Source organism: Kribbella jejuensis (assembly GCF_006715085.1).
Taxonomy (GTDB): Bacteria; Actinomycetota; Actinomycetes; order Propionibacteriales; family Kribbellaceae; genus Kribbella; species Kribbella jejuensis.
This window is the reverse complement of record NZ_VFMM01000001.1, coordinates 3,944,078-3,969,254: the sequence shown is the minus strand read 5'-3', so window position 1 is coordinate 3,969,254 and position 25,177 is coordinate 3,944,078. Positions and strand designations below refer to the sequence as shown.

Below are 25,177 nucleotides of genomic sequence, written 5' to 3'. Positions count from 1 at the left end.
CATCGAAGAAGAAAGGATTTCGAAACGGAGGAAACATGAAGGTTGCTGTGATCACCGGAGCGTCCCAGGGCATCGGGGCAGGACTGGTGACGGCCTATCGGAAGCTCGGGTACGCCGTGGTGGCGAACTCGCGGACGATCCCGGCCTCGGGCGATCCTGACGTACTGACCGTGGCCGGCGATCTGGCCACGCCCGGCGTCGGGGCTGCTGTGATCGAGCGCGGGCTGGAGGAATTCGGACGGATCGACACGTTGGTGAACAACGCCGGGATCTTCGTGGCGAAGCCGTTCACCGAGTACACCGACGAGGACTACGAGCAGATCACCGGAGTGAACCTGCGAGGGTTCTTCGACATCACCCGGCGGGCGATCGCGGCGATGCTCGACGGCGACGGCGGACACGTTGTGAACATCACCACGAGCTTCGCGACACACGCGTACAGCTCGGTCCCGTCGGCGCTGGCCTCACTCACCAAGGGCGGCCTGAACTCGGTGACGAAGTCGCTCGCCACGGAGTACGCCGCCCGCGGGATCCGGGTGAACGCCGTTGCTCCTGGCGTGATCCGTACGCCGATGCACCCGGAGGAAACGCACGAGTTCCTCGCGGCACTCCACCCGGTCGGCCGACTCGGCGAAATCGACGAGATCGTCGACGCGGTCACGTACCTGGAGACCGCCAAGTTCGTCACCGGCGAAGTACTGCACGTCGACGGCGGCCAGCAGGCAGGCCACTGACAATGAGGGCATGGGGTTTGGCCGGGCGTGGGGCGGCGGCGTTGGCCGGTGGGATGGGAATCGGGCGGTTCGCCTACACGCCCATCCTGCCGATGATGCACGCACAGGCCGGCCTGACCCCTCGGCTGGGCGCGGCACTGGCGACCGCCAACTACACCGGCTACCTCGCCGGTGCAGTGGCGGCGGTCGTGGTGCCGCGGCTGGTCCACTCGCGCTGGACGCTCCGCCTGTCGCTCATCGTCCTCGCCGTGACCCTCGCGCTGATGCCCGTGGATCACTCGCTGTGGTTGGTCCTCCGACTGATCGCCGGCATCGCGAGCGCACTCGTTTTCGTGATCGCGGTCAACGCCGTACTGCACCGCCTCCCCAGCCACCACGTCGGCTGGACGTTCGGGGGAGGAGTCGGCGCCGGCATCGCGCTCTCCGGCGCAGTACTTGCCGGCGGCAACTGGCGTACCGCCTGGTGGATCAGTGCCGTACTCACTCTCGCCTGCACCATTCCGGCCTGGCACCTGACCGCCGCAACGTCAACGCTTTCCGTCAGCACCGCGCATCGCAGATCCTGGCACTTCAACGCGCTGCTGACCAGCTACACCTTGGAAGGAATCGGCTACATCATCGCCGGCACCTTCCTGGTTGCCGCGATCAACGAAACGGCCTCCGGACCGGTCGGGAACAGCGCGTGGATCGTGGTCGGCCTGGCCGCCGTTCCGTCAACCGTTGTGTGGGCCGCCCTGAGCCGCCGCTGGTCCCGCCCCACGCTGTTGCTCAGCGCCCTCATCCTGCAGGCGATCGGCATCGCGCTACCCACGATCGTCCACGGAGTCGCCGCCGCACTCATCTCGGCAGCGCTCTTCGGCGCCACGTTCCTCGGCGTCGCCAACCTCGCGATCGCACTCGGCACCCAACTGCAGGTCCCGCATGCGGTCGCCGTACTCACAGTCGGCTACAGCCTCGGCCAGATCATCGGACCACTCGCCGTCGGCCCCCTACTGCACAACGGATACCACGAAGCGCTCCTGGTCAGCGCCGCTGTCGTCGCGCTCGCAGCGACCGCCGCGCTGCCGGTCCGCCACCCCACGAGGAGATTCGCATGAACACCGCACTCACAAACATTCTCGACCAATGGAAGTCGGCCATCGACGACCACGACCCTGCGCGGGTCGCCGCGCTCTTCACCAAGGACGCGATCTTCCAGGGCCTGCATCCGTACGGTGTTGGCCGCGACGCGGTCTACGAGTACTACGACGCGCAGCCGATCGGGATGTCACCGCAGTACAAGGTATTGGAGACTCGAGAGCTCGCAGAGAACCTGCTGCTCGCGTACCTGACCGTCGATTTCACCTTCACCGACCGGCCGACGATCACCGTCAATCTCAGCGTGCTGATCGCCGACGGGCTGATCGCGCACTATCAGGTGTCGCGGTTGTAGATACTGACTGCATGAGTGTCAAAGAGCTGCGGTTGGTGGTCACGGCGGACGACTACGAGGAGGCGGTCGCGTTCTACCGCGACGTACTCGGGCTGCCCGAGCGGGCGTCGTACTCGTCGCCGGACGGGCGCGTGACGATCCTCGAGGTGGAACGCGCGACCCTGGAGATCGCCGATCCCGGGCAGGCCGACTTCATCGACGCGGTCGAGGTCGGGCGGCGGGTGGCCGGGAAGTACCGGGTCGCGTTCGAGGTCGAGGACTCGGCGGCGACCACGCGGCAACTGGCCGACGCCGGCGCGACGGTGCTCGCCGAGCCGACGCGCACGCCGTGGAACTCGCTGAACGCGCGGCTGGAGACACCGGGCGGGATACAGCTCACGTTGTTCACCGAACTTGACCTCAAGTGAACTGGAACTGTTGAGGTGGTGGGTATGTGGAACATCGAGAGCCTCGACCTGGACGCCTACCTGGCACGGATCGGCCACGACCGGGTCGCGCCCTCCCCGGAGGCGTTACGCAGCCTGCACCGCGCGCACGTCCTGGCAATCCCCTTCGAGAACATCGACGTGATCCTCGGCACGCATCCCGGGATCTCGCTCGAAGCGATCCAGGCGAAACTGGTCGGCCGGCAGCGCGGCGGGTACTGCTACGAGCACGCGCTGTTGTTCGGAGCGGCACTGGAACAGCTCGGATTCGACGTCGTACGGCGGGTGGCGCGGGTGCAACCGCACAAAGCCGGACCGCGTACACACGCACTGCTGAAGGTGGGGGTGGCGGGCGAGGAGTTCCTGGCCGACGTAGGGTTCGGCGCCGGCCAGCTGTACCCGACGCCGCTGAAGGACGGTGTGGTGGTCGACCAGGCCGGCTGGGACCACCGCCTCACCCAGGACGGCGACGTCTGGACCCTCTCGAAACAGACCCCCGAAGGCTGGATCCCCCAACACGCCTCGAACGACGAACCGGTCCGCCCCATCGACTACGAGGTCTACCACCACTACGTCTCCACCCACCCCCACTCCCCCTTCACCGGCCGCCCGGTCGTCATGCGAGTAGCCGAAGGCGAAGTCCGCCGCCTAGTAGGCAACACCCTCACCACCGAACACCCCAACACTCCCCCCACCGAGCGGTCGGTCCCGCCGGCAGACCTCCCCGAAGTCCTGGCCTCCTTGGACGTAGTACTAAGCGACGAAGAAATAGACCGCCTCCGCCTGGTGTAGTCCCCCCGCGTGCTGCGCAGGTGCTCCGGTCGCTCCGCTCCCTCCCGCACCCGCTCCACACGCTCCCACCCACCCTCCGGCTATCACCTGCCGACAGTCGACTCAGGTTGTGGGATGCGGCTGGAAGTTGCGAGGCTGAGACCGGCGAGCACGCAGGCTGCCGCGGCGGTGAGGATGAGCGTCGTGTAGCCGATCGCGGTGGCCAGTGCGGCAGCGACCAGCGGTGCGAACGCGGCCGCGACCGTGGTCGGCGTACTGAGAATGCCGGCGATGGTGGCATAGCCGTGGTCGCCGTAGCGGTCGAGCAGGATGGCAGGTTTCGCCAGCGAAGCGACCCCGAAACCCAGGCCGAACGCGACCAGACACATCACTGCTCCGCTGGTCGAACGCCCGGCGAGAGGCAGCAGACCGAGCGCCGCGCCTTGTGCGGTGACGATCACAGCGGTGACCGATGTGATCGGCAACCACCGGCGCAGCACCGTCACCAGCACGCGACCCGTGACCGACAGCAGGCCGAGCAGTCCGGCCAGTGTTGCGGCGGTCGTGGGCGGATGCCCGAGCTTGGTGAGGTAGGTGACCAGGTGGACGCCGATGACCGCGAGCGCGGCGCTGTGCAGAACGAACGCGGCGGCGACCAGCCAGAATCCGGCGTCATGCAGCACCCGTGACGGGGCACCTTCCGCTGCGGGGTGCCGCGTCCTGGGTGCGGGTGGGCGCGTATGGCGCAGCGCGATGACATGGAGCGGCACGGTGATGATGGCGATGGTCGCGGCCAGGATGGCGAGTGTCTGGCGCCACCCGTAGGCGTGGATGAGCTGGCCGCTGAGCGGGATGAAGATCGAGCTGGCGAACCCCGCCACCAGGGTGATGCCCAGGAGTGCGGTTGTCCGGCACTCGGGGGCCGTGACTGCGACGACCACCGCGAACGCCGGCGGATAGAGCACCATCGCCGACGCAATGCCGATGGCAACGAATACTGCGTACAGCTGGGCAAGACTTTGAACGTGGGACCACGCGAGCACCGAGCCTGCGGCGACGATCGAACCGAAGCTCATGACCCCGTGACCGCCGCGCGCATCAAGCCGGCGCCCGACCGGGATCGCCAGGACCGCGCTCACCAGCGAGGCCAGTGTCAGCGCACCCGTGGCGGCCGTCGCTGAGATCCGCAACTCGAGGCGCATCGGCTCCAGCAGCGCGCTGAACGCGTAGTACAAGACGCCGTAGCTGACGGTCGTGGTCACCGCCAACGCCGCGACCACCTCACGGCGCATGCCACCGCGACCGGACGCGTCAGTCGCGGCACCGGTCGTGGTGGATGTCATCAGTTGCAGCAGCCCGACTGGGTGGCCGGCTTGTCGTCGATCACGGCCAGGAGACCGCCACTGATCCCGGTGGCCAGTCCACGACCGGCCGGCGCGGAGATCTCGACGGCCTGCGGTGCCGGACCGCAGCAACCGCCGGTCTCCTCGGCCGATCCGCCGTAGACGAGGTTGGACGAACAGACACCGGTCTCGGGAAGGTCGAGCTGCACATCACGGGCGGCCTCCCAGTCACCGGCCAGGGCCGCGACGACCGAGCGGGCCTGCTCGTAGCCGGTGGCGAGCAGGAACGTCGGCGCCCGGCCGTACGACTTCGCGCCCACGGCGTAGTAGCCGGGTTCGGGATGCGCGAGCTCGTCGACGCCGTGCGGTGGGACGGTGCCGCAGGAATGCTGGTTCGGGTCGATCAGCGGCGCGAGGGCGCGCGTGGATCCCAGGATCGGGTCCAGGTCCAGGCGCAGTTCGGAGACCATGTCATGGTCGGGCCGGAAGCCGGTGGAGTTGACCACGGTGTCGGCGATCACGGTTCGTTCGCCGGACGTGAGTACGACGCGGCCGTTGGTCATGCCAATGGATTCGATCCGGAAGGAGCTGATCAGTTCGACGCGCCCCGACTGCACGAGATCCTTCAGCCGTGAGCCGAGCGCGCCACGGGCCGGCAGTTCGTCGGCGTCGCCGCCGCCATAGGTGCGGGCCTGGTCGGTACCGCGGACCACCCACACGATCTCGGTACCGGGTTCCTCCTCGGCGAGCCGGCCGAGGTCGAGCAGCGTTGTCGCGGCGGAGTGGCCGGCGCCGACGACAGCAGTACGACGACCCGCGTAGCGCTCCCGGTCCGCTCCGAGCACGTCGGGCAAGGCCCGCGCGACACCTTCGGCGCTGTCGATCTCACCGCGGGCCGGGATGCCGGAACCACCGAGGACGTTCGGCTTGCGCCAGGTACCGGCCGCGTCGATCACGGCTGACGCCAACAGTTCGGTACCGTCCGCGAGCCGGATCAGGAACGGCGCAGCCTCGCGACCGGCGGTGCGGATGCGATCGAACCCGACCCGCGTCACCGCGACGACCTGAGCGTCGTACCGGATGCGGTCGTTCAACTGCGGGGTCTTGGTCAGCGGCTCCAGGTATGCGTCGATGAGGTCGCCGCCAGTGGGCAGCGTGCCGAGGTCCGGTTCGGTCCACTCGATGCCTTCGAGCAACCGGCGGGCCGCGCTGTCTATGTCGTAGCGCCACGGGCTGAACAGCTTCACGTGCCGCCATTCCTCGATCGCCGCCGCGACGCTCGGCCCGGATTCCAGTACGACGAAGTCCAGCCCACGTTCTGCGAGATGCGCGGCTGCCGCCAGGCCGATCGGGCCCGCACCGATGACGACGATCGGCGCCCCTGACGGTGCTGTCTGCTCGCCCACGATCCAACTCCCTGTCTAGAAGATCATCGAAACAGCACTCAGCTTGCCTCTTGATTAGACAAGAGTCAAGATAGATCCATGTCGAAACAAGAGATCGTGCTGACCCCGCGCGCCACCGACGGTTGCTGCGCGCCGATCTCGACCGCCGCGCTCGATCCGGATGGAGCTGCCGAGGGTGCGACGGTGTTCAAGGCGCTCGCCGATCCGATCCGGCTCCGGCTGTTCTCGATGATCACGTCGGCCGGCGACGAGATCTGCGTCTGCGACCTGACGCCACAGTTCGACGTGAGCGGCCCGACGATCTCCCACCACCTGAAGGTGCTGCGCGAGGCAGGCCTGGTCGACTGCGAGCGCCGCGGCACCTGGGTCTACTACTGGCCGGTCCCCGAGAAGCTGCAATGGATCTCCAGCCTGCTCGCCGCGCCGGCCATCAGGGCATGAGCCTGTGGCGCAGAGCATTGGCCGAAGGACTCGGTACCGGTCTGCTCGTGACGGTCGTGGTCGGCTCAGGAATCGCCGCAGCGTCGCTGTCACCACATGACACCGGGCTGCAACTGCTCGAGAACTCGTTCGCGACCGCGCTCGGGCTAGCTGTGCTGATCCTGATGCTCGGCCCGATCTCCGGCGCGCACTTCAACCCCGTCGTGTCCGCGGTCGACTGGTGGCTCGGTCAACGCAGCGGCACGGGCCTGACCTCGCGAGACCTCGCCGCCTATCTCCCGGCCCAGGTCGGCGGCGGCATCGCCGGGGCGATCCTGGCGAACCTCATGTACGGCGAACCCGCCGTGTCCTGGTCGACCACCCACCGATCCGCCGGACACCTCTACATCGGCGAGACCGTCGCGACCGCCGGTCTGATCCTGCTGATCTTCACACTCGCCGCGACCGGTCGAGCCGCAATCGCACCGCTCGCGGTCGGTGCCTACATCGGCGCGGCGTACTGGTTCACGTCCTCGACCTCGTTCGCGAACCCGGCCGTCACCATCGGCCGGGCATTCAGCGACACCTTCGCCGGGATCTCGCCCAGCTCTGTTCCCGGATTCATCACCTTCCAGATCCTCGGCGCGATCATCGGTGCCGCCCTGGTCGCGGTCCTCTATCCCGGCGCGGGCAAAGCCGCCGATGAAGTCGTCACCCCCCACATCGAAACCACCGCGGGAGCATCGTCGTGAGCAAGCCGAGTGTCCTGTTCGTCTGCATCCACAACGCCGGCCGGTCCCAGATGGCGGCGGGCTGGCTGCGCCACCTGGCCGGTGACAAGATCGACGTACGCTCCGCAGGCTCCGAACCCGCCGACCAGGTCAACCCGATCGCCGTCGAAGCGATGCGCGAGGTCGGCATCGACATCACCGGTACGACGCCGCACCTGCTGTCGACCGACGATGTACAGGCCAGCGACGTCGTCATCACGATGGGTTGCGGCGACGCCTGCCCGTTCTACCCCGGCAAACGCTACGAAGACTGGAAACTCACCGACCCCGCAGGCCAGCCCATCGAAGTCGTCCGCAAGGTCCGCGACGAGATCCGGACCCGAGTAGAGCAACTCGTCGCCGATCTCACGGAGAACTCCTCCTCGCGCTGAGGATCTCGCCGGCCCAAGTCCGTCAGGCAGCTCCACCCGAAGCCCCGAGTCAGTAGACAGCATCGCGCGGAGCAGGTGTCGGAGGGATCGCAGCAACCGGAATCCTGCGCAGCACGCAAGGGTCGAGCCACATCCACCCCTCGCGACTTCGACCTTCCCCAACCTGCAACCCACGCCACTCACCACCTGCGGCTTCACTCACCACCCCCGCTGATGTAGTCGCCCGCGAGCGGCAGCTCGCAATAACCCCGCGGCAGCCGGGAAATGCCGGCGCCAGTCGGAGGGTGGGTGAGAGCGCGCGGAGCGGGTGCGGGAGGGAGCGCAGCGACCGGAGCACCTGCGCAGCACGCCGGGGGTCTACACGCCTTTGTTTCTTGGGGTTTCGGTGCGGAAGGATTCGCCGAGTTCAGCGCCCAGCCCGTAGTAGTGACGGAAGTTGTAGATGAGTGGGGACCAGGCGGCAGGGTCGACGTGGGATGTGCCGGGGACTACCACGTGCGGTGCCGCGTGGACTCGAAGGACCTCGGCCTGGGCCAGGACGAAGTTGCCTTTGGCATCTAGGTCGGCCTGGGTGACGGACGCCTCGAACTGGAGAGGGCATTCGGCGACGCGGGGCGGGGTGACCAGCTCGGACGGCGTCGGGGTCAGCCCGGCGGCCTCGAACTTCGCGCGATCGTGGTGGAAGCGGGCCTGCTTGTGCGGCGGCACCGGGTCAGCCGCCGTGAGCGGAGCCAGGCGTTCGACCGCCTGCCACAGCTCGGGGCTCGGGTAGTTGATGACCACCTCGGGCCGGGTCAGCAGATTCTCCGCGGTCTGGCCACCGACGCCGACACCCAGTACCACCACGGAGCCGAGCGCCCACGCGGACGACATCGGCGCCAGGTTGACGGTGCCGTCCTCGTTCAGCGTCGTCAGCAGGGCGACTGGCGTTCCGACGTACAGGATGGAGGGTTCGATCGTCAGGTGCGTCATACGAATCGACGCTATGCACGGAACCGTTCGGCGGACGCCTAACTGTCCACCCGGCATCATGGACGCTATGACTGCCGAAGGTGAGGAGCTGGCCGGCTGGGCCCGGATGCTCGCGGACGGGACCCGGGCGACCGTCTGCCTCGCGTTGCTGGACGGCCGCGCCTGGACCGCGTCCGAACTGGCGAAGGTGGCGAAGGTCTCACGGCCGACGATCAGCGAGCACCTCAACCTGCTCGTCGCGGGCGGCCTGTTGAGCGAGGTCCGTCAGGGCAGACACCGGTACGTGAAACTCGCCGGCCCGGAGACGGCCGAGTTGCTCGAAGGCCTGGCCGCGCTCACGCCACAACGTACCGAAGTCGTGAACAGCCTGTCCGCGGTCAGCAAACGGGACGCGTTCGCACGAGCCCGGACCTGCTACGACCACCTCGCCGGAAAACTCGGTGTGGCGCTTGCCGACGCGATGACCGAGCGCGGCCTGATCGACTGGTCCGAGGGGATCGCATTGACCCCGGAAGGTCAAGCCTGGTTGAAAGATCTCGGCATCGAGCTCGACGTACGGCGTGGTCGCGCGCCGGTCCGCTCCTGTCTCGACGTGACCGAGCGCCGCCCGCATCTGGCCGGCGCGGTCGGCGCCGCGCTGTGCGCACACGCGCTCGACAACGGGTGGGTCACGCGGATACCCGGCGGCCGTGCGCTGAAGGTGAACGCCGCCGTACAAGCGTTTGGACTCGAGTCCGGACTCTGAGAAGAGTTGGACGGAACACGCTTTCAAGAGGCGCCGCGAGCGGATTGCACCTAACCTTCGGCCATGACCGAGTTCGAGCCCGGCACCGATCTGGTGTCCCGACTCCCTCTGCCCAGCCACGTCGTCGTCCGTGTGGACGGTACGTGGCATCGCGGCTGGCTGATCGGCCGCGACCACGAGGAATCGGGATGGACCGCTCTGGTGCAGTACGAGGGCGACGACGGCTCCGAGCGGACGGAACGCCTGCCGGCGGACCGGATCGCCCTGCCGCCGTCGGAAGGCCCGACCGAGCAAGCATCCTAGGGAGAGGGATCGCAGTTGCGAAGGCCCCCCGGGTGGGCATCACCGGGGGGCCTTTGCACGTAACGCTGCCGGCGCCTCAGAAGCAGTCGAGAATCCCGGCCCAGGCCCTTCGGGCGGACGACCTGGGACGGGATCCTCAAGTGGCGTTACACACGGTGTATCGCTGGTGACGAGCCGAGTGTTACAGCTTCCCCGGAATTTTCTTGCGGCACCGTCACGACGTACGGCGACCCCGGTGCACGTCCCTGAACACCGGGGTCTCGAGCGGTCACCTCTCGAGCGATCACCGTTCTTGACCCTTCAGGTGCCCCAACGCGCCGTGTGCATTCATGTTCAGAAACGAACGGCGAGCAACACCCTGCCGGTTTCCGAACTGCGGATGTCCAGTGCCCGGATCTCGTCGCGCTTGAGCTTGGTGGTGGCAGCCGGTTTCACGGTGGTCCCGGGCGCGGAGGTCCAGCTCGCGATCAGCTGGACCTTGCCGGTCTTATCTGTGACGTACAGCTCGTACCCGCGGGAGCGTTCGCTCGGCGTCGCGAGTTCGTCGTACTTGCAGCTGATCTCGATCGTCGTACCCCAGGGCTCGGGCACCAGCCGGGCGTCGGCGGACAGCTTGCTCGACACAGTCTGGGAGAGGACGACGTAGTCGCCCTTGGAGTCGTCGTCGCGCGTCAGCGGGACAATCACGAGCGCGCCGACGACCGCGGCCGCCACGGCGCCGGCGGACGCGAATGCACCGAACCGGATCCGTCGCCGCCGCCGGTCGCGCTGGACTCTCCGTGCCAGACCGGCGAGCAGGTTCGGCGGCTCGGTGGTGACGGTGGCCTGCGCCCGGTCGGCCGGCAGCGCAGCCAGCATCCCGGGTACGCCGGCCAACGACGCGACCGCGGCGGAACACTCCGCACACGTGTGCAGGTGCTCCTCGTACGCGCGACGATCCTTCGCCGACAGCGCGCCGAGCAGATAGGCCGCGTCCCACTCCCGGTACGGGTCGCTCATTGGCTCGTGACCCCCTTCTCCTGCAGTGCGAGCTTCAGGGCCCGCAGCCCGTAGTGCAGCCGCGATTTCACGGTGCCCGGCGGGATGTCCAGCTCCGCGGCGATGTCGGTGACGGTACGGCGGCCGTAGTACGCACGAACGATCACCTGCCGGTGTTCCTCCGACAACTGCGCCAGCGACTCGGCCACCAGCCAGGCATCCAGTACCGCGTTCGCGTGGTCGGCGCTCGGGTTCTCCGGGAGGTCGTCGCTGGCGACCTCCCGGCTGACCCGGGCGCTGCGCCGGTCGTCGATGACCAGGTTGCGGGCGACGGTGTACAGCCAGGCCCGGGCGCCCGGCTCGTCCTCGGTGAGGATGTTCGGCCGCCGCCAAGCGCGCAGCAGGGTCTCCTGAACCACGTCCTCGGCCAGCCGGTCGTCGCCGGTGAGTCGGACGACGAACCGCCACAGCGCGGGCGCGTGCACGTCGTGCAGCTCGCGCAGCAGCGTCGCCCGATCGTCCGCCATCGGCGCTCCTGCCCTGTCGACCATGCCTGTGCATGGTTTGAACGATTGAACGCTCTACATGGTTCAACCGTGTGTGCTTTGAAGATCACACACCGAATCGGTTGCCCTTCGCGTCGCGAATTGGTAACCGCGGGCGGCCACTGTCAGGCCCGCGCCCCAGACGACGTACGCCGGTACCGCGACCCAGAAGAAGCTGTCCGGCAGCCCGACGTCGCCGTACACCGGCTGCCCTTGAAGCGCGGCAACGACCATCTGGATCAGCCCGACCCCGAAGTACGCCGTGATGCCGACGCCGATGGCGTACCCGGGCAGGAGCAGGAGCCAGCGCGGGAACGCCCGCCCGATCCGATGCACGAGCAGGAACGGCAGCAACGTGCCCGCGAGGAGGAATCCGCTTTCGAAAACCAGGAAAGACCAGTTTCCGGCGTACGGAGTCTTGCCGAAGCCGACGACCGCCTGTGCACCGAGCCTGGTGAGGCACCCGACGGCGGCGAGACACGCGCCAACGGTCGAGATCCAGGACGGCCACGGAGTCGCGGTCGGCTGATGCTGACGAGCAAGCAGCCCGAGCAGTACGGCGCCGGCGATCGCGCCGAGGCGGCTGAGCATGCCGAGCAGATCGAACGGAATGCCGAGACCCGGGAGGACGCCGGCCACCACGTCGAGCAGGATGAACCCGGCCGCGGCCAGCCAGCCGGCGGCGAGCACCCAGAGAAGGCGCGGCCGGATCCGGATGACGGCGAGCGCGGTGACGACGCACGCGGCCACCGATACCCGCAAAGGGATCAGCAGGTCGTTGCCGGGCAGCTTCCACGACGGCTGGTGCCCGGTCGCGTACCAGATCCGCAGACCGCCGTACATAGTTGCCCACAGCACCACCGCTCGCCTCATCCAGCCAGTTTGTTGAGGCTTGTTCGCCGCCGGATCACCCGCGCGAGGGAACGCGGTCCACCGTCAGCGTGAAGCGTGCAACTGCTGCAGCAGGCGGAGAAACATCTTCCGATCAGCTGCCGGCAGGCCGTCGAGGGTCTGCAGCTCGACTGCCTGGATGTCCTTGCGGACGGCACGACGTACCTTCCGGCCTTGAGCCGTGATCGAGAGCAGCCGGACCCGACGGTCGTCCGGATCCGGAGTACGCTCGATCAACCCGACCCGCTGCAGCTCGTCCAGGGTGCCGATGATCCGCGACTTGTCCGCGCCGATCGCCTCCGCGAGCGCGGCCTGCGTCCGCACGGGGGTGTCGTCGAGCGCATTGAGTACGACGTAGCCCCACATCGAGACGTGGTGCGCGGCCAGGATCGGCAGCTCGATCGCGATCAGGTCCCGGACGAGCGGAGCCAGCATCGCCGCCAGGTCGGGTCGCTCGGTTGCCATGCCGAAAAAGGTAGCACTGGCGCAATCATATGCGAGCGCTTACGATATGCGCATGCCTACCATTGATTACATCCCGCTGGACGCCGAAGCCGTCCGGACCAGCATCGAGATCGTCAGCACCGCCACCGAGGCCGATCTGTCCAAGCCGACCCCCTGCCGGGCCTGGACGCTCTACGGTCTGCTCGCGCACATGGCCACCCAGCACTACGGATTCGCCGCCGCCTCCCGCGGCGAGGACGACCCCGCGATCTGGAAGCTCGTCGACCTCGGCGACGACCCGGTGAAGGCGTACACCGAGTCCGCCGAGCACGTCCTGGACTCGTTCGCACAGCCCGGGGTGGCGGAGCGGATCTTCCCGCTCGCCGAGTTCGGCGCCTCTTTCCCCGGCAGCCAGGCGATCAGCTTCCACTTCATCGACTACGTCGTCCACAGCTGGGACGTCGCGAAATCCCTCGGTACGACGGTGACGTTCCGTCCCGAGGTACTGGAAGCCGCCCACACCGTCGCCCAGATCGTCCCGACCGGCGACGTCCGGCTCACACCCGGCTCGGCCTTCGCGGCGGACATCCCGTGGTCCGGCGACGACACGCTCGACCAGATCGTCGCCTACCTCGGCCGCAACCCCGCCTGGCCGAACTGAGACCGACGTTTCACCCGGCCCGGGTCCCATTGGGTACGACGCGCTCGGGCATCGCCAGTACGGGCGTGATCGAGTCGGCGTACCCGATGTCGAACATCATGCCCTCGGACAGTTCGCCCATCATCTTCCGCGGCGCGAGGTTGACGACGAAGAGCGCCTGCCGGCCCTCGATCTCGGCCGGATCCTCCCGCTCCTGCTTGAGGCCGACGAGAATGGTTCGCTTGAAGCTGCCGAAGTCGACGAGCAGCCGGACGAGCTTGTCGGACTTCGGAATGTCCTGCACCTGCTCGATGAACCCGACCCGGATATCGAGCTTCTCCAGATCCTCGAAGGTGGCCGTCGGCTTGACCGGCGCCACCGTGAACTCGTCGTTGGTGCTCATCTCGCTCCTTCCGTTTTCCCGGCCGATTGTTTCACACAATCGACTACACTGAGGCCATGCTTCCGCGTTTGTACGAGGGTCAGGTTTGTTCGATCGCCCGGGCACTCGAGGTGGTCGGCGACCGGTGGACGCTGCTGGTGATTCGTGAGGCGCTGATGAAGACCCGGCGCTTCGAGGACTTCCGGACCCGGCTCGGGATCGCGCACAACGTACTGTCGGACCGTCTCGCGCGGCTCGTGGAGGCCGGGGTCCTGGAGCGGGAGCTGTACCAGACACGGCCGGACCGGTACGAGTACCGGCTGACCCCGCAGGGGCTGGACCTGTGGCCTGTGGTGATGTCGCTGCTGATGTGGGGCGACAAGTACCGCAGCCCGGACGGGCCGCCGCTGCTCACGCGTCATCATGGTTGCGGTGGCGAGTTGACGCCCAGCTTCACCTGCGACACCTGCGGCGCTTCCCTGGGACCGATGGACGTTGAGTTGCTGCCGGGTCCCGGCGCTGCGTGACCGGCTGCACCCTTACTGGCGCAGCCGGTCTCCCGGGGCTATTCGACCGCGGTGAGATGAAGGTCGGCCAGCCCCGCGTAGTAGGCGAACTTGAACGGGTTGAGCATCTGGTGGCGCTCGAGGAGACCTTCGAGGATCCGGGCCCTGAGCTTTTTGAGTTCGCCGGCTGCGGGGTGGCGGAGTAGTCCGGCGTCCGCGAGTCGCAACGCGAGGGCGAGGTCGTTTCCACGCACGAGTTCTGTGACGGCGTTGACGAATGCCTCGTCGGTACCGCCCCCGAGCAGGTCGAGCGCGGCGGCCCACTCCTCCGGCGTGAAGACGTCGACACCGTCACCGCGGGCGTGCCAGTACCCGGTGTTCTGGCGGTGCACGCGCTGGATGAAGTTGTCCCGCGTGGCGAGGTACGGGGTGATGGCGGCGGGGTGCTCACGAAGTACGACGGGCAGGTGGTTCAGTTGCAGGATCTCCGCCAGGGTGAGCCCGTCCGCGATGGCGCCCAGTACCGTCTCGTGCAGGTCCTCGAGCGCGGCCAGCAGCCCGGGGAACGCCTCGATCGTGAAGTTCAGCGTGAGCCCGGTGTGACCGTGGATCAGGAGGTCCGGGTTCAGGTCGATGACCAGCCGCATGGCCTCGAACAGCCCTTCGGCCGACCCCTCACTGAAGAACGGGGCGCCCAGGTACGGCATCGACATGTCCCCTGTGAACACCACGCCCTTGCCGGGCAGGTTCACGATGAGGCCGTCGTGCGTCTCACCGCCAGCGATCGGCAGGAGTTCGATGTCGACACCGCCGATCGTGAGCTTCTCGGGCTCCGCCACGAGCCGGTCCGGTTCGACGTGCAGCCGGTGATCGTGCTCGTCGGGCAGCAGGTACGGGAAGGGCGGCGGGGCGGTGTGCTGCATGCGCACCTCATCGGGGAAGTTCTTTTGGGCGATCACCTCGGCGTCATCCCCGGCGAGCGCCGACAGCCCGCCGATGTGATCCCAGTGGCCGTGTGTCAGTACGACGTGCGTGATCGGCAGATCGGTGATCTTCCGCAGCTCGCGGAGCGCTCCCTCAACGGTGCCCGGCGTACTCGCCGCATCCACGGCGACGATCCCGTCATCGGTCAGGATGAATCCGAAGTCACTGAAGTCGTGGCCCTGAGCGACGTACACCCCGGGCGCGGGCTGCACCAGCCGAGGCGGCCCGAACCGTAGCCCGTCGCGGGGGTTGCCCCAGTAGTCGGCGAGCAGCCGGCCCGAGCGGCCGCGCGCCGCCTCTGCGTCCGCAGTACGACCCAGCAGTTCGTACGCAGGCACCAGACCGGCATACACGCCCCGCATGAAGCCGGCCGGCAGACGGTCCTTCACGGTAATGACGAACTCAAGATCCTCGACCACCGTCTCCGCCCGCCCACCACAGCCGGGAAGTCTCGCCAGCGAAGTCCCCCGAAAGTACTGCGGAAGCCCGAACTCAAGCTTGGCCGCAGCATCAAGCTTGGCAATCGCCTCCCCAGCCTGCCCTTCAAGCCCAACCTGAAACGCCCCAGCCAAAGCCAACGGCAACGCCTCCCCCTCCCGCTCCCCAGCCAGCTTGTCGAAGAACCCAAACCCCTCCTCAAACCGCCCGGCCCCAAGCAACAACCCCGCAAGCACAACCACAGTCCGCATCCCAGCATCCGGCCAAGCGGCCGCTTGCATGAGAGCTTCAATCTCAAGATTCCTGGTGATGGACACGCTGGTCCTCCATTCAATCGATGTTCTTTACAGTCCGGGGTTGTTTGTCTCGACCCGTCGCGACCTGGCCAGCACAGATCCGGCCGAACGCGATCAACATGCGAGCGACGAGCGGGCCCGGCACCGCGACCACACACCAAGCCCGATGGAAGGCCGTCACGCCGGCCGCCCCGCTGACGACGCCTCCCAAGACTGGCGCCGGAGCTCCGACCCCACCCGAGTAACTTGCATCACACTATTGACTCTACGCCATGTCACTTTCATGAAGCAATCCACTAATCCAACCGCCTTACATCCCGGCAGCCCACCACCACCCAGCACCGGTTCCGCACCCCAACCACCCGACGGCCCACGACGGACAGAACCCGACCGCTCGCGCAGGCGGCACACGACTCACCGCCGCACCAGGCCGTCGCAAATCCCCACCACCGCGGCCGGCGCGTCGCCGCCGCGGCAGGGCTCGAGTGCCGGCCGCGGCCAGACGCCGACCGTCGCAGCGGCACACGGGCGAACATGTCTCGCCGCACGCGCGGACGCGGATCGTCGGGGGTGCAGGCCCAGGCAGCCACCGCACCAGACGGGATCTGAGTCGCCGCCGTTTCGGGCTTGGACCGCCTCCGCACGCTCGCCGCGAAGTTCAACTTCCCCGCAACCCAACGAGGTAGCCGTCCGGACCCGGCTGAGCGGCTGCACACACCATCGCCTGCTCGCTGACTCTGTTCGCAGCCACAGACCCGCTGATCCCCAACACCGTTCAGGCCAAGGTGTCAAACCAGCTCACCAAACCGACCTCACCGACTGAGACCGGCTACGCGACCTCAGCCGACCGCCGCGCCGCTGTACGTACGACACCCGCCAGGAGGACTCTGCGTATTCGCCTAGTAAAGGCGGCCCTGCCGCCCCAGTCGATGCGCAGATCTGCGCCCAACCTGCAGAAACGGCAGGCCCCGCAGGGCTCGAACTCACAATCCGCGGAAACTGGCAAGAATACGCTCATCATTTGTCATCAATTGCCAAATCTACCCGTGACCTGCGGATTCACACGACCAGACTACGCAAGAGTGACTGTACACAGCCATCGCCTTCTGTTGATTTCACGGAGTAAACGATGGGCGGATTGTGCGATTCCACGGAGGTCGGGTACCGCCCTAGGAACATACCCGGATCCGCCTCTTCCAGCTCTGGCCAATGTCGGGCTGAGCGGTTAGCTTCGCGGTGGGGAGGATAGATGGTGACCACGCGGCCATCAGAACTGGGGACAACGGGAGGTGTACGGGTTGTTCTTGCGACTTGCCCGGCAAGCAACTGATCGTATGTCGAGCCACCGCGGATCCATTGGGCCGACTTCGATGAGCTGCAACGGGAGCCGAGCGATGTTCTGAGTCGCTGGAATCAGATTCACCTGTATCCCTCGGCTTGTAGGCCATAAGCCTTCCCATGACCAGCGTTGGCGAGGTTATGTTGTGACAGCTTCGCTACAATTTGCAGCTGGAGTGTCGGCAAGCCCGTTGAAGGTGCTGGATGCCCGGGGCATCGGGACACATCGAGCAGCCTACCGCCCATGGGGGACGGGGCCGCCAACGATCGAAGGAGTCGAGTGACCACCGACCGAATCACGCTGCCCGAGCTGGAGCGATACCTCGCTACGGCGGCGGACTTGCTCCGCGGCAGCATCGACCAGGCCGACTTCAAGGCGTACATCTTCCCGTTGATGTTCTTCAAGCGGATCAGTGACGTATACCTGGAGGAGTACGCCCAAGCACTCGACGAGTCCGGTGGCGACCACGAGTTCGCGGCATTCGCCGAGAACCACCGGTTCGCGATCCCGGACGGCAATCTGTGGAGCGACGTCCGCAATCACACCCAGAACATCGGCACGGCCCTACAGACGGCCTTCCGTGAGATCGAGAAGGCGAATCCGGAGACGCTGTACGGCATCTTCGGAAACGCCAACTGGACCAACAAGGACAAGCTTCCTGATCGCAGGCTGGCCGATCTGATAGAGCACTTCTCGACCAAGACGCTGTCCAACGCGGCCGTTGCACCAGACGTGTTCGGCAACGCGTACGAGTACCTCATCAAGCGCTTCGCCGACCAGTCGAACAAGAAGGCTGGTGAGTACTACACCCCACGCTCGGTGGTCGGCCTGCTGATCAATATCCTCGACCCTCAGGAGAGCGAGAGCGTCTATGATCCCGCCTGCGGCACCGGTGGCATGCTCATCGAGGTCATCGAGCACGTGAAGGCCTCCGGTGGCAGTCCCAAGACACTGTGGGGCAAGCTCTACGGCCAAGAAAAGGTGCTCGCTACCTCCGCGATCGCCCGCATGAACCTGCTGCTTCACGGCGTCGAGGACTTCAGGATTGTGCGGGAGGACACGCTCCGCAGGCCGGCGTTCTACACGGGCAACCACCTGGCCCGGTTCGACTGCGTCGTCGCAAACCCTCCATTCTCGTTGAAGAACTGGGGCGAGACCGAGTGGGCAAGCGACAGGTGGGGTCGCAACGAGCTTGGCGGTGTTCCACCGAAGGGGTACGCCGACTGGGCCTGGGTCCAGCACATGCTTACCTCCGCCCGCCCCGAGACGGGCAGGGTCGCAGTCGTCCTGCCCCAGGGCGCCCTGTTCCGACAAGGCGCCGAGGGACGGATCCGCACCCACGTCATCAAGGCGGACGTCGTCGACGCCGTGATCGGACTGGCGCCCAATCTGTTCTACGGCACCGGCCTGGCTGCCTGCGTGCTGATCCTCCGCCTCAACAAGCCGGCTGAGAAGCAAGATAGGGTTCTCTTCATCAACGGCGACGCGCTATTCAAGCGCGGGCGCAACCAGAACGCCCTCGAGCCGGAGCATGCCCAGCAGCTGCTCGACGCCTACCGCTACTACGACGCCATCGACGGTCTCGCCCACGTGAGCACGCGCGACGAGATCGCCGGCAACGACTACAACCTCAACATCCCCCTCTACGTCGCTCCCGCCGATGCCGGCGAGAGGCTGACCCTCGCGGACGCGTTGGCGAACCTTGAAGCCGCTCACGCGAAGGCCGCGGAGACCCGGGCTGCGTTGGAGACCGAGCTCGCGAAGTGGGGAATGTCGGCATGAGCACTCGCATCACCCAGCGCGAACTGGAGTCCTACCTATGGGGCGCGGCCATCGTGCTACGCGGCCTAATCGATGCTGGCGACTACAAGCAGTACATCTTCCCGCTCGTCTTTCTGAAGCGGATCTCCGACGTCTACGACGAGGAGCATGCTGCCGCGATGAAGGTCTACGGCGACGAGACGCTGGCCGATTTGCCCGAGAACCACCGCTTCGCCATCCCGAACGGCTGCCACTGGGACGACATCCGCTCAGTCATCACCGACATCGGGACCACGATTCTCAAGGCCATGCGCGCGATCGAGTCCGCCAACCCCGACACGCTTCCCGGCGTTTTCGGCGACGGCGATTGGGGCAACAAGAACCTGCTCCCTGACTCGACGCTCTCGGATCTGATCGAGCACTTCTCCACCAAGACGCTCTCCATCGCAAATCTGCCCGAGGACGAACTTGGCAACGGCTATGAGTACCTGATCAAGAAGTTCGCCGACGACTCCGGCCACACAGCACAGGAGTTCTACACCAACCGCACGCTGGTACACCTGATGACGCTAATGCTGGAGCCTCAGCCGGGTGAGTCGGTCTACGATCCCACGTGCGGGACCGGCGGCATGCTCATCTCCACCGCCGCCGAGCTGAGGCGACAGGGCAAGGAGTGGCGTAACCTGCGTCTGTACGGGCAGGAACTCAACCACGGGACATCTGCGATCGCCCGTATGAACCTCTTCCTGCACGGAATCACCGACGGCCGCATAGCCCATGGCGACACACTCGCTCGGCCGGCGTTCCTGAACTCCAACGGCGGCTTGCGGACATTCGATGTTGTGTTGGCTAACCCGCCCTACTCCATCAAGGCATGGAACAGAGACGCCTTCGCAAAAGACGCCTTCGGCCGCAACATATGGGGAGTTCCACCGCAGGGACGCGCTGACTATGCGTTCTTCCAGCACATCGCCAGGAGCCTGAACCCCAAGACAGGCCGCGCCGCGATCCTCTTCCCACATGGCGTGCTTTTTCGAAGAGATGAAGCAGCGCTGCGCGAGGTGCTGGTGAGGTCAGATCTAGTCGAGTGTGTGCTGGGCCTCGGCGAGGGTTTGTTCTACAACTCGCCGATGCCAGCGAGTGTGGTCATTCTCCGCGCTGCCAAGCCGCCGGAGCGAAGGGGAAAGGTGCTTCTGATCAACGCTGTCGGCGAGGTTGCGCGGGAGCAGACGCAGTCATTTCTTCGCGAGACACATCAACACAAGATCCTCAGTGCCTACCATGCCTTCGAGGACCAGGATGGCTTTGCCGCAGTCGCAACGCTCAACCAGATCGCGGAAAAGGCTTACAGCCTCGCCATCCCCCTGTACGTCGCGGAAGCCACGGAAGCCAACGGAGCCGAGCAGATTGATGTATCCGGCGCGCTGGCCGACTGGCGCGTCGCCGCGCAGGACTCTGACGTTGCGATCGCCGATGTCCTCGCGCTACTTCGAGCGGAGGTGTCAGCATGAGTCTCGACATCGAGAAGTCAACTTGGAAACGCGTGGCACTTCGCGACGTGGTTCGCCACGTCACCGACCGCGTCGATGCCGAGACCTCAGGGTTAGATAGGTTCCTTGCCGGTGAACACATCCCGAGTGGCAGTCTCGCAATCACCGACTGGGGCGTCATCGGTCGGGACCCCATCGGGCCGATGTTCTACAAGCGATTCAAGGCCAACCACGTTCTCTACGTCTCCAGACGGACGTACTTGCGAAAGGTCGCCGTCCCAGAGTTCGTCGGGATCACCGGCGAGAAGACTTTCGTGCTCGAGACCCTCGACCAGGGCGCACTTCTGCAGGAGTTCCTTCCCTTCGTCCTTTCGTCCGAGACCTTCCACACGTATGCGATCGCCAACTCTCGTGGTTCAGTCAACCCCTACCTGAACTGGGGCGAGCTGGCCGCATACGAGTTCGACATCCCGCCCCTCCACGAGCAGAAGCGCATCGCTGACCTGCTCTGGGCGGTCGAGCGCCACCGCCGCGCGTTGGGACAGAAGGTGTGCGCGACACTCGATGCCCGCCGCGCACACTTCCTTTCGCTGAAGGCCAGCACGCGGTCGACGAAGCGACTCGCGGACGTAGCAACGATTCGAAATGGGCAGGGTTTCCCGGTCCGGTTGCAGGGGCGACCCGATGGCGACTACCCATTCTTCAAGGTGAGCGACCTCGACTCGCCTGGAAATGAGCGTTTACTTACGTCGACGCCGAACTGGATCACATCAGAAGACGCTGCTGGAATGGGCGCCCGACTCGCTGAGCCGGGGGACGTCGTGACGGTTCGGACCGGCGCCGCACTGAACGCTGAACGCCGTCGAATTGTCGCCGAACCATGCCTCGTAGACGATCACTTTCTGATAGTTCATCCGACGAAAGTTGACACTGACTTCCTTTGGGCGTGGCTCTCGGAGGTGAAACTCAGCGACTCGCGAAATGAGGGTGTCGTCCCCTCGATCAATCAGAAAATTCTCGGCGCTGTCGAGTTGCCCGACCTCGAAGCGGACGGTCAGCACAGATTCGCCCATGCATACGGGTCAATGACATTGGCGGCCACTTCGCTGAAGCTTGAGATCCAGAGCCTCGATGCAATCAAGTCCGCAATCTTGCAAAAGGTCTTTGAATGAACAGATCCCCATTCAACGAAGCCAACTCCGTGCGCGACTACATCCGGGACCTGATTAGCTCCATCGATATCCAATTCGTGCCCGGCAGCGAACTGCCACGCCGTACCGATGAGGTGATGCTTGAAGGCGCCCTAAAGGCTGCACTGATCAGCCTCAACCCGGAGATCGAGGCCGACCCGGCCAAGGCTGACGAGGTCATCTACAACCTCCGCGCGATCCTGCTCTCCGCTCGCACTGCACCACACCCGGTGGTGGCAAACGAGGAGTTCATGGCGTGGCTGACCGGGCAGAAGTCGATGCCGTTCGGTCCGAACGGTGAGCACACCACGGTCCGGCTGATCGACTTCGATCACGTCAGTGATGATTCGTCGAACCACTGGATGGTGTCGACCGAGGTCACATTCAAGCAAGGCCGCTTGGAGAAGCGCTTCGACCTGGTGCTTTGGTGCAACGGCCTTCCGCTCGTGGTGGGAGAGGCGAAGACGCCGATTCGGCCGGCCTACACGTGGATCGACGGCGCGGCGCAGATCCACGATGACTATGAGCGGAGCGTGCCGCAGTTCTTCGTGCCAAACGTGTTCTCGTTCGCTACGGAGGGTAAGGACTTCCGCTACGGCACGGTCGGGATGCCGGTCGAACTGTGGGGACCGTGGCGTGCGCAAGCCACTGATGAGGATGCACCGGCCAAGATCGGACTCGCCGCCGTCAGGGAGGCCGTCGAGGGGGTCCTCAAGCCTCACGCGGTGCTGGACTTCCTGCGCTTCTTCACGATCTACGCGACCGACAAGCAGCACCGCAAGATCAAGATCATCGCCCGGTTCCAGCAGTTCCAGGCGACCAACCTCATCGTCGATCGTGTTCTGCACGGCAAGATCAAGCAGGGCCTGATCTGGCACTTCCAGGGGTCTGGCAAGTCGCTGCTAATGGTGTTCACCGCACTGAAGTTGCGCGCGATGGCTGAGCTGACCAGCCCGACCATTCTGATCGTGGTGGACAGGATCGACCTGGATACTCAGATCACCGGCACATTCAACGCGTCGGACGTTCCCGGATTGGTCTCGACCGACTCGCGCGCCCAGCTACAGACGCTGCTGAGCCAGGGTGCGCGGAAGGTCATCATCACCACGATCCAGAAATTCGGTGAGGCGCAGGGCGTGCTCGATGCGCGCGACAACATCATTGCAATGGTCGACGAGGCTCATCGCTCACAGGAGGGCGACTACGGGCTGAAGATGCGCGAGGCGTTACCAAACGCCTTCCTCTTCGGACTCACGGGAACGCCGATCAACAAGCGCGATCGCAACACATTCATGTGGTTCGGATCGCCTGAAGATGAGGGTGGTTACCTGTCGCGCTACTCGTTCCAAGAATCGATCCGCGACGGCGCAACGCTGCGATTGCACTTCGAGCCGCGCTTGTCGGAGATCCACATCGACCAGGAGGCGATCGACGCAGCATTCGCGGAACTGTCGGCGGACCGCGACCTGGCCGAGACCGACAAGATCACCCTGTCGAAGAAGGCCGCCTCCATCGAGGTCCTGATCAAGACCCCGTCGCGCATCGCAAAGATCGCCGCTGACATCGCAGAACACTTCCGGGCGAAGGTCGAGCCGCAGGGCTTCAAGGCGCAGGTCGTCGCGTACGACAAGGCATCCTGTGTTGCCTACAAAGACGAGCTAGACAAGCATCTCGGCAGCGAGGCGTCAACGATCGTGATGTCGAAGTCTCGTGGGGATTCACCTGTGTGGGCGAAGTGGACCCCGGGCGCCGACGAGCTCGAGCAGGTCGTCACCCGATTCAATGACTCTACTGACCCGCTCAGGATCATCATCGTCACCGCAAAGCTGCTGACGGGCTTCGATGCGCCGATCCTGTACTGCCAGTACCTCGACAGGCCGCTCAAGGAGCACACACTCCTTCAGGCGATCACCCGGACTAACCGGGTCTACCCGCCCGACAAGACCCATGGTCTGATCGTCGACTACCTCGGCATCTTCGACGACGTCGCCAAGTCGCTGGCCTTCGATGACCGCGCCGTACAGCAGGTCGTGTCGAACATCGAGGAACTCAAGCAGCAGCTCGCCCCCGCCATGACCGCAGCACTCGCGTTCTTTCCAGGGGTTGACCGCACCGTCGGTGGATACGAGGGCCTGGTCCAGGCTCAGTCGGCGATCGCCGACGACGTGACGAAGGATGCCTTCGGGTTGGCGTACAGTGTCGTCTGCCAGCTCTGGGAGGCTCTCAGTCCCGACCCCATGCTCGCGGCCTACCGAGACGACTACCGGTGGCTGTCCGACGTATACGAGTCGGTGCGTCCCTCCGACATCGCCGGCCGGCTCGTGTGGCACGCCCTCGGGGCCAAGACGATCGATCTGATCAATGAGCACGTTCAGGTCGAGATCCCACAGGGCACCGAGACAATCGTCCTCGACGCCCAGACGGTCGAAGACTTGATGACAGGCGGACGCAAGGATGTGCCGATCGAGGAGATCGAGCAGCAGATCACAGCGCGCATCGCGCGCCACCTCAACAACCCGGTATTCATTGAGCTGGGACGGCGACTCAACGCCCTGCGTGAGAAGTACGCCGACATACAGCACTCCAGCCTCGACTTCCTGCGCGAGTTGCTGGAGTTGGCCCGCGACACCGTGGCGGCTGAGAAGACCGTGAACGAAATCCCCCGCGAAGAACAGGGTAAGGCGGCGCTGACCGAACTGTTCGAGGCTCTGAAGGGCGACGACACGCCAATTATCGTCGAGAACATCGTCAACCGTATCGACGAGGTCGTCCGCGGAGTCCGCTTCGAAGGCTGGCAGTCAACAATCCGCGGCGATCAAGAGGTCCGGCAGGCCCTCCGCAAGACCCTGTATGTCCAGTTCAAGATCCGCGACAACGACGTTTTCGAGAAGGCACTCGGCTACGTGCGCGAGTACTACTGACGCCCTTCAACCGCTGCCGACACGAGTTGGGACATACCGAACCGACGGTTGGCCTTTCTTCGAGAGGTCAGGTGGGCTTGCTGTCGTGCAACGCAAGGACGCCGATGTTTTCAACGGGCCAGTATGCGTACGTCTGCGTGGTGCCGACCTTCTTCCACCCCCAGCGTTGATAAACTTCTTTGCTCAGCAGGTACCCAGGGGCGACCAGCCTTCGGCCTCGTCGGCCGCGAGCACCGACGGGAGATGCTCGGCCGCGGCGTGCAGCTTCAACGCGGCGAGCTGGCCGCGCAGCTGCTGGTAGACGCTGCCTGGCCGGCGGGCATCGGGGTCGTTGTGGTACCACCCACAAACGCGAGTCCATCGACGCCCACCGCACCATCGCGTTCGCTGCCCTGGCCATTACCCGCTCATCGGGACCGCACCGGCTGGTCGGTCAAGAAGTTCGTTACCACCGCGCGCCGCTACCGCACCGTCCAGATCCACGCCGACCAGCAACTACTCGCCGCCGAAGACCTACTGCCCACCGACGTACGCGACGCACTCCCCCAGATCACCTGAACCGGTGCGCACTAACTAACTTGGCCCGACTCAGGTGATAGTCGCTTGCCTCATGCAACGCCAATGAGCAGCACAGGCCTACTGCTGAAGTTCCGACGGCC

At 65.7% G+C, this 25,177-nt stretch carries 25 protein-coding genes and 1 pseudogene; 17 read left to right on the top strand and 9 right to left on the bottom strand.

The window, feature by feature from the left end; genetic code table 11:
- The first annotated feature begins 35 nt into the window (after positions 1-35).
- From FB475_RS19585 to FB475_RS19565, 5 genes are read left to right on the top strand one after another with little or no spacing between them, the layout of a single operon-like run.
- A complete protein-coding gene (locus tag FB475_RS19585; protein WP_141857664.1) occupies positions 36-734 on the top strand; it encodes an SDR family NAD(P)-dependent oxidoreductase in 699 nt (232 codons plus the stop codon).
- A gap of 2 nt (positions 735-736) precedes the next feature.
- Entirely contained in the window at positions 737-1,831 is a 1,095-nt protein-coding gene (locus tag FB475_RS19580) for a YbfB/YjiJ family MFS transporter (protein ID WP_141857663.1), read from the top strand.
- Positions 1,828-2,166, top strand: a complete 339-nt coding sequence (locus tag FB475_RS19575; protein ID WP_141857662.1) for a nuclear transport factor 2 family protein — start codon at positions 1,828-1,830, stop codon at positions 2,164-2,166. Before FB475_RS19580 ends, FB475_RS19575 begins: the two co-directional genes overlap by 4 nt.
- A gap of 11 nt (positions 2,167-2,177) precedes the next feature.
- Complete coding sequence (locus FB475_RS19570; RefSeq protein ID WP_141857661.1) at positions 2,178-2,573, top strand: VOC family protein; 396 nt, start codon at positions 2,178-2,180, stop codon at positions 2,571-2,573.
- Positions 2,574-2,597: 24 nt separating this feature from the next.
- Complete coding sequence (locus tag FB475_RS19565; RefSeq protein ID WP_141857660.1) at positions 2,598-3,383, top strand: arylamine N-acetyltransferase family protein; 786 nt, start codon at positions 2,598-2,600, stop codon at positions 3,381-3,383.
- An 83-nt stretch (positions 3,384-3,466) separates the two neighbouring features.
- Here the strand turns inward: FB475_RS19565 and FB475_RS19560 are convergent, their stop codons facing one another.
- Both FB475_RS19560 and FB475_RS19555 read right to left on the bottom strand, forming a co-directional pair.
- Positions 3,467-4,705 carry an MFS transporter gene (locus tag FB475_RS19560; RefSeq protein ID WP_238332233.1) on the bottom strand — a complete coding sequence of 413 codons (1,239 nt, stop codon included), beginning with the start codon at positions 4,703-4,705 and terminating at the stop codon, positions 3,467-3,469.
- A complete protein-coding gene (locus tag FB475_RS19555) occupies positions 4,705-6,111 on the bottom strand; it encodes an FAD-dependent oxidoreductase (RefSeq protein WP_141857659.1) in 1,407 nt (468 codons plus the stop codon). The genes FB475_RS19560 and FB475_RS19555 overlap by 1 nt, the downstream gene beginning before the upstream one ends.
- 78 nt (positions 6,112-6,189) lie before the next feature.
- Between FB475_RS19555 and FB475_RS19550 the strand changes: the two genes are divergently transcribed.
- Genes FB475_RS19550 through FB475_RS19540 form a run of 3 tightly spaced genes read left to right on the top strand, consistent with a single transcriptional unit; the run spans position 6,190 to position 7,693 of the window.
- Complete coding sequence (locus FB475_RS19550) at positions 6,190-6,552, top strand: ArsR/SmtB family transcription factor (RefSeq protein ID WP_141857658.1); 363 nt, start codon at positions 6,190-6,192, stop codon at positions 6,550-6,552.
- The gene (locus FB475_RS19545; protein ID WP_141857657.1) at positions 6,510-7,283 is read left to right on the top strand and encodes an aquaporin; all 774 of its coding nucleotides are present in this window, start codon (positions 6,510-6,512) and stop codon (positions 7,281-7,283) included. Before FB475_RS19550 ends, FB475_RS19545 begins: the two co-directional genes overlap by 43 nt.
- The gene (locus tag FB475_RS19540; protein WP_420359217.1) at positions 7,280-7,693 is read left to right on the top strand and encodes an arsenate reductase ArsC; all 414 of its coding nucleotides are present in this window, start codon (positions 7,280-7,282) and stop codon (positions 7,691-7,693) included. Before FB475_RS19545 ends, FB475_RS19540 begins: the two co-directional genes overlap by 4 nt.
- Before the next feature lie 357 nt (positions 7,694-8,050).
- Here FB475_RS19540 and FB475_RS19535 read toward each other — a convergent pair whose 3' ends face one another.
- Complete coding sequence (locus tag FB475_RS19535) at positions 8,051-8,665, bottom strand: flavin reductase family protein (RefSeq protein WP_141857655.1); 615 nt, start codon at positions 8,663-8,665, stop codon at positions 8,051-8,053.
- A gap of 67 nt (positions 8,666-8,732) precedes the next feature.
- Here FB475_RS19535 and FB475_RS19530 point away from each other — a divergent pair, with 67 nt between their 5' ends.
- Both FB475_RS19530 and FB475_RS19525 read left to right on the top strand, forming a co-directional pair.
- Positions 8,733-9,410, top strand: a complete 678-nt coding sequence (locus FB475_RS19530; RefSeq protein WP_141857654.1) for an ArsR/SmtB family transcription factor — start codon at positions 8,733-8,735, stop codon at positions 9,408-9,410.
- Between the two features lie 63 nt (positions 9,411-9,473).
- Positions 9,474-9,713 carry a hypothetical protein gene (locus tag FB475_RS19525; RefSeq protein WP_141857653.1) on the top strand — a complete coding sequence of 80 codons (240 nt, stop codon included), beginning with the start codon at positions 9,474-9,476 and terminating at the stop codon, positions 9,711-9,713.
- A gap of 333 nt (positions 9,714-10,046) precedes the next feature.
- Here the strand turns inward: FB475_RS19525 and FB475_RS19520 are convergent, their stop codons facing one another.
- The 4 genes from FB475_RS19520 to FB475_RS19505 all read right to left on the bottom strand — a co-directional run bounded on the left by FB475_RS19520 (position 10,047) and on the right by FB475_RS19505 (position 12,592).
- The gene (locus FB475_RS19520) at positions 10,047-10,712 is read right to left on the bottom strand and encodes an anti-sigma factor family protein (protein WP_141857652.1); all 666 of its coding nucleotides are present in this window, start codon (positions 10,710-10,712) and stop codon (positions 10,047-10,049) included.
- Entirely contained in the window at positions 10,709-11,218 is a 510-nt protein-coding gene (locus FB475_RS19515) for a sigma-70 family RNA polymerase sigma factor (protein ID WP_141857651.1), read from the bottom strand. Before FB475_RS19515 ends, FB475_RS19520 begins: the two co-directional genes overlap by 4 nt.
- A 63-nt stretch (positions 11,219-11,281) precedes the next feature.
- Positions 11,282-12,109, bottom strand: coding sequence for a hypothetical protein (locus tag FB475_RS19510; RefSeq protein ID WP_141857650.1), 828 nt, complete (start codon positions 12,107-12,109; stop codon positions 11,282-11,284).
- A 63-nt stretch (positions 12,110-12,172) separates the two neighbouring features.
- Positions 12,173-12,592 (bottom strand): MarR family winged helix-turn-helix transcriptional regulator, encoded by a 420-nt coding sequence (locus FB475_RS19505; protein ID WP_141857649.1) that lies wholly within the window; start codon positions 12,590-12,592, stop codon positions 12,173-12,175.
- A 52-nt stretch (positions 12,593-12,644) separates the two neighbouring features.
- Between FB475_RS19505 and FB475_RS19500 the strand changes: the two genes are divergently transcribed.
- Positions 12,645-13,232 carry a TIGR03086 family metal-binding protein gene (locus tag FB475_RS19500; RefSeq protein ID WP_238332232.1) on the top strand — a complete coding sequence of 196 codons (588 nt, stop codon included), beginning with the start codon at positions 12,645-12,647 and terminating at the stop codon, positions 13,230-13,232.
- A 10-nt stretch (positions 13,233-13,242) separates the two neighbouring features.
- Here the strand turns inward: FB475_RS19500 and FB475_RS19495 are convergent, their stop codons facing one another.
- The gene (locus tag FB475_RS19495) at positions 13,243-13,614 is read right to left on the bottom strand and encodes a tRNA-binding protein (protein WP_141857647.1); all 372 of its coding nucleotides are present in this window, start codon (positions 13,612-13,614) and stop codon (positions 13,243-13,245) included.
- 56 nt (positions 13,615-13,670) lie between these two features.
- Between FB475_RS19495 and FB475_RS19490 the strand changes: the two genes are divergently transcribed.
- A complete protein-coding gene (locus tag FB475_RS19490; protein ID WP_141857646.1) occupies positions 13,671-14,120 on the top strand; it encodes a winged helix-turn-helix transcriptional regulator in 450 nt (149 codons plus the stop codon).
- Between the two features lie 38 nt (positions 14,121-14,158).
- On the opposite strand, the gene FB475_RS19485 is transcribed toward FB475_RS19490, so the two are convergent.
- Positions 14,159-15,472, bottom strand: a complete 1,314-nt coding sequence (locus tag FB475_RS19485; protein WP_185759308.1) for an MBL fold metallo-hydrolase — start codon at positions 15,470-15,472, stop codon at positions 14,159-14,161.
- A 1,963-nt stretch (positions 15,473-17,435) separates the two neighbouring features.
- Between FB475_RS19485 and FB475_RS19480 the strand changes: the two genes are divergently transcribed.
- The 5 genes and pseudogenes from FB475_RS19480 to FB475_RS19460 form a co-directional block, all read left to right on the top strand.
- On the top strand, positions 17,436-18,938 hold the full coding sequence (locus FB475_RS19480; protein ID WP_202878369.1) for a type I restriction-modification system subunit M: 1,503 nt from the start codon (positions 17,436-17,438) through the stop codon (positions 18,936-18,938).
- A complete protein-coding gene (locus FB475_RS19475) occupies positions 18,935-20,428 on the top strand; it encodes a type I restriction-modification system subunit M (protein ID WP_141857643.1) in 1,494 nt (497 codons plus the stop codon). Before FB475_RS19480 ends, FB475_RS19475 begins: the two co-directional genes overlap by 4 nt.
- Entirely contained in the window at positions 20,425-21,579 is a 1,155-nt protein-coding gene (locus FB475_RS19470; protein WP_141857642.1) for a restriction endonuclease subunit S, read from the top strand. The genes FB475_RS19475 and FB475_RS19470 overlap by 4 nt, the downstream gene beginning before the upstream one ends.
- Complete coding sequence (locus FB475_RS19465) at positions 21,576-24,518, top strand: type I restriction endonuclease subunit R (RefSeq protein ID WP_141857641.1); 2,943 nt, start codon at positions 21,576-21,578, stop codon at positions 24,516-24,518. The genes FB475_RS19470 and FB475_RS19465 overlap by 4 nt, the downstream gene beginning before the upstream one ends.
- 344 nt (positions 24,519-24,862) lie before the next feature.
- Positions 24,863-25,076 (top strand): annotated as a pseudogene (locus tag FB475_RS19460) (IS1634 family transposase); the annotation flags it as partial.
- Between the last annotated feature and the right edge of the window lie 101 nt (positions 25,077-25,177).

Coding starts and splice junctions, on each gene's coding strand:
- FB475_RS19585 (WP_141857664.1), top strand. CDS start 36: ATGAAGGTTGCTGTGATCACCGGAGCGTCCCAGGGCATCGGGGCAGGA.
- FB475_RS19580 (WP_141857663.1), top strand. CDS start 737: ATGAGGGCATGGGGTTTGGCCGGGCGTGGGGCGGCGGCGTTGGCCGGT.
- FB475_RS19575 (WP_141857662.1), top strand. CDS start 1,828: ATGAACACCGCACTCACAAACATTCTCGACCAATGGAAGTCGGCCATC.
- FB475_RS19570 (WP_141857661.1), top strand. CDS start 2,178: ATGAGTGTCAAAGAGCTGCGGTTGGTGGTCACGGCGGACGACTACGAG.
- FB475_RS19565 (WP_141857660.1), top strand. CDS start 2,598: ATGTGGAACATCGAGAGCCTCGACCTGGACGCCTACCTGGCACGGATC.
- FB475_RS19560 (WP_238332233.1), bottom strand. CDS start 4,705: ATGACATCCACCACGACCGGTGCCGCGACTGACGCGTCCGGTCGCGGT.
- FB475_RS19550 (WP_141857658.1), top strand. CDS start 6,190: ATGTCGAAACAAGAGATCGTGCTGACCCCGCGCGCCACCGACGGTTGC.
- FB475_RS19545 (WP_141857657.1), top strand. CDS start 6,510: ATGGATCTCCAGCCTGCTCGCCGCGCCGGCCATCAGGGCATGAGCCTG.
- FB475_RS19535 (WP_141857655.1), bottom strand. CDS start 8,665: ATGACGCACCTGACGATCGAACCCTCCATCCTGTACGTCGGAACGCCA.
- FB475_RS19530 (WP_141857654.1), top strand. CDS start 8,733: ATGACTGCCGAAGGTGAGGAGCTGGCCGGCTGGGCCCGGATGCTCGCG.
- FB475_RS19525 (WP_141857653.1), top strand. CDS start 9,474: ATGACCGAGTTCGAGCCCGGCACCGATCTGGTGTCCCGACTCCCTCTG.
- FB475_RS19520 (WP_141857652.1), bottom strand. CDS start 10,712: ATGAGCGACCCGTACCGGGAGTGGGACGCGGCCTATCTGCTCGGCGCG.
- FB475_RS19515 (WP_141857651.1), bottom strand. CDS start 11,218: ATGGCGGACGATCGGGCGACGCTGCTGCGCGAGCTGCACGACGTGCAC.
- FB475_RS19510 (WP_141857650.1), bottom strand. CDS start 12,109: ATGAGGCGAGCGGTGGTGCTGTGGGCAACTATGTACGGCGGTCTGCGG.
- FB475_RS19505 (WP_141857649.1), bottom strand. CDS start 12,592: ATGGCAACCGAGCGACCCGACCTGGCGGCGATGCTGGCTCCGCTCGTC.
- FB475_RS19500 (WP_238332232.1), top strand. CDS start 12,645: ATGCCTACCATTGATTACATCCCGCTGGACGCCGAAGCCGTCCGGACC.
- FB475_RS19495 (WP_141857647.1), bottom strand. CDS start 13,614: ATGAGCACCAACGACGAGTTCACGGTGGCGCCGGTCAAGCCGACGGCC.
- FB475_RS19490 (WP_141857646.1), top strand. CDS start 13,671: ATGCTTCCGCGTTTGTACGAGGGTCAGGTTTGTTCGATCGCCCGGGCA.
- FB475_RS19475 (WP_141857643.1), top strand. CDS start 18,935: ATGAGCACTCGCATCACCCAGCGCGAACTGGAGTCCTACCTATGGGGC.
- FB475_RS19470 (WP_141857642.1), top strand. CDS start 20,425: ATGAGTCTCGACATCGAGAAGTCAACTTGGAAACGCGTGGCACTTCGC.
- FB475_RS19465 (WP_141857641.1), top strand. CDS start 21,576: ATGAACAGATCCCCATTCAACGAAGCCAACTCCGTGCGCGACTACATC.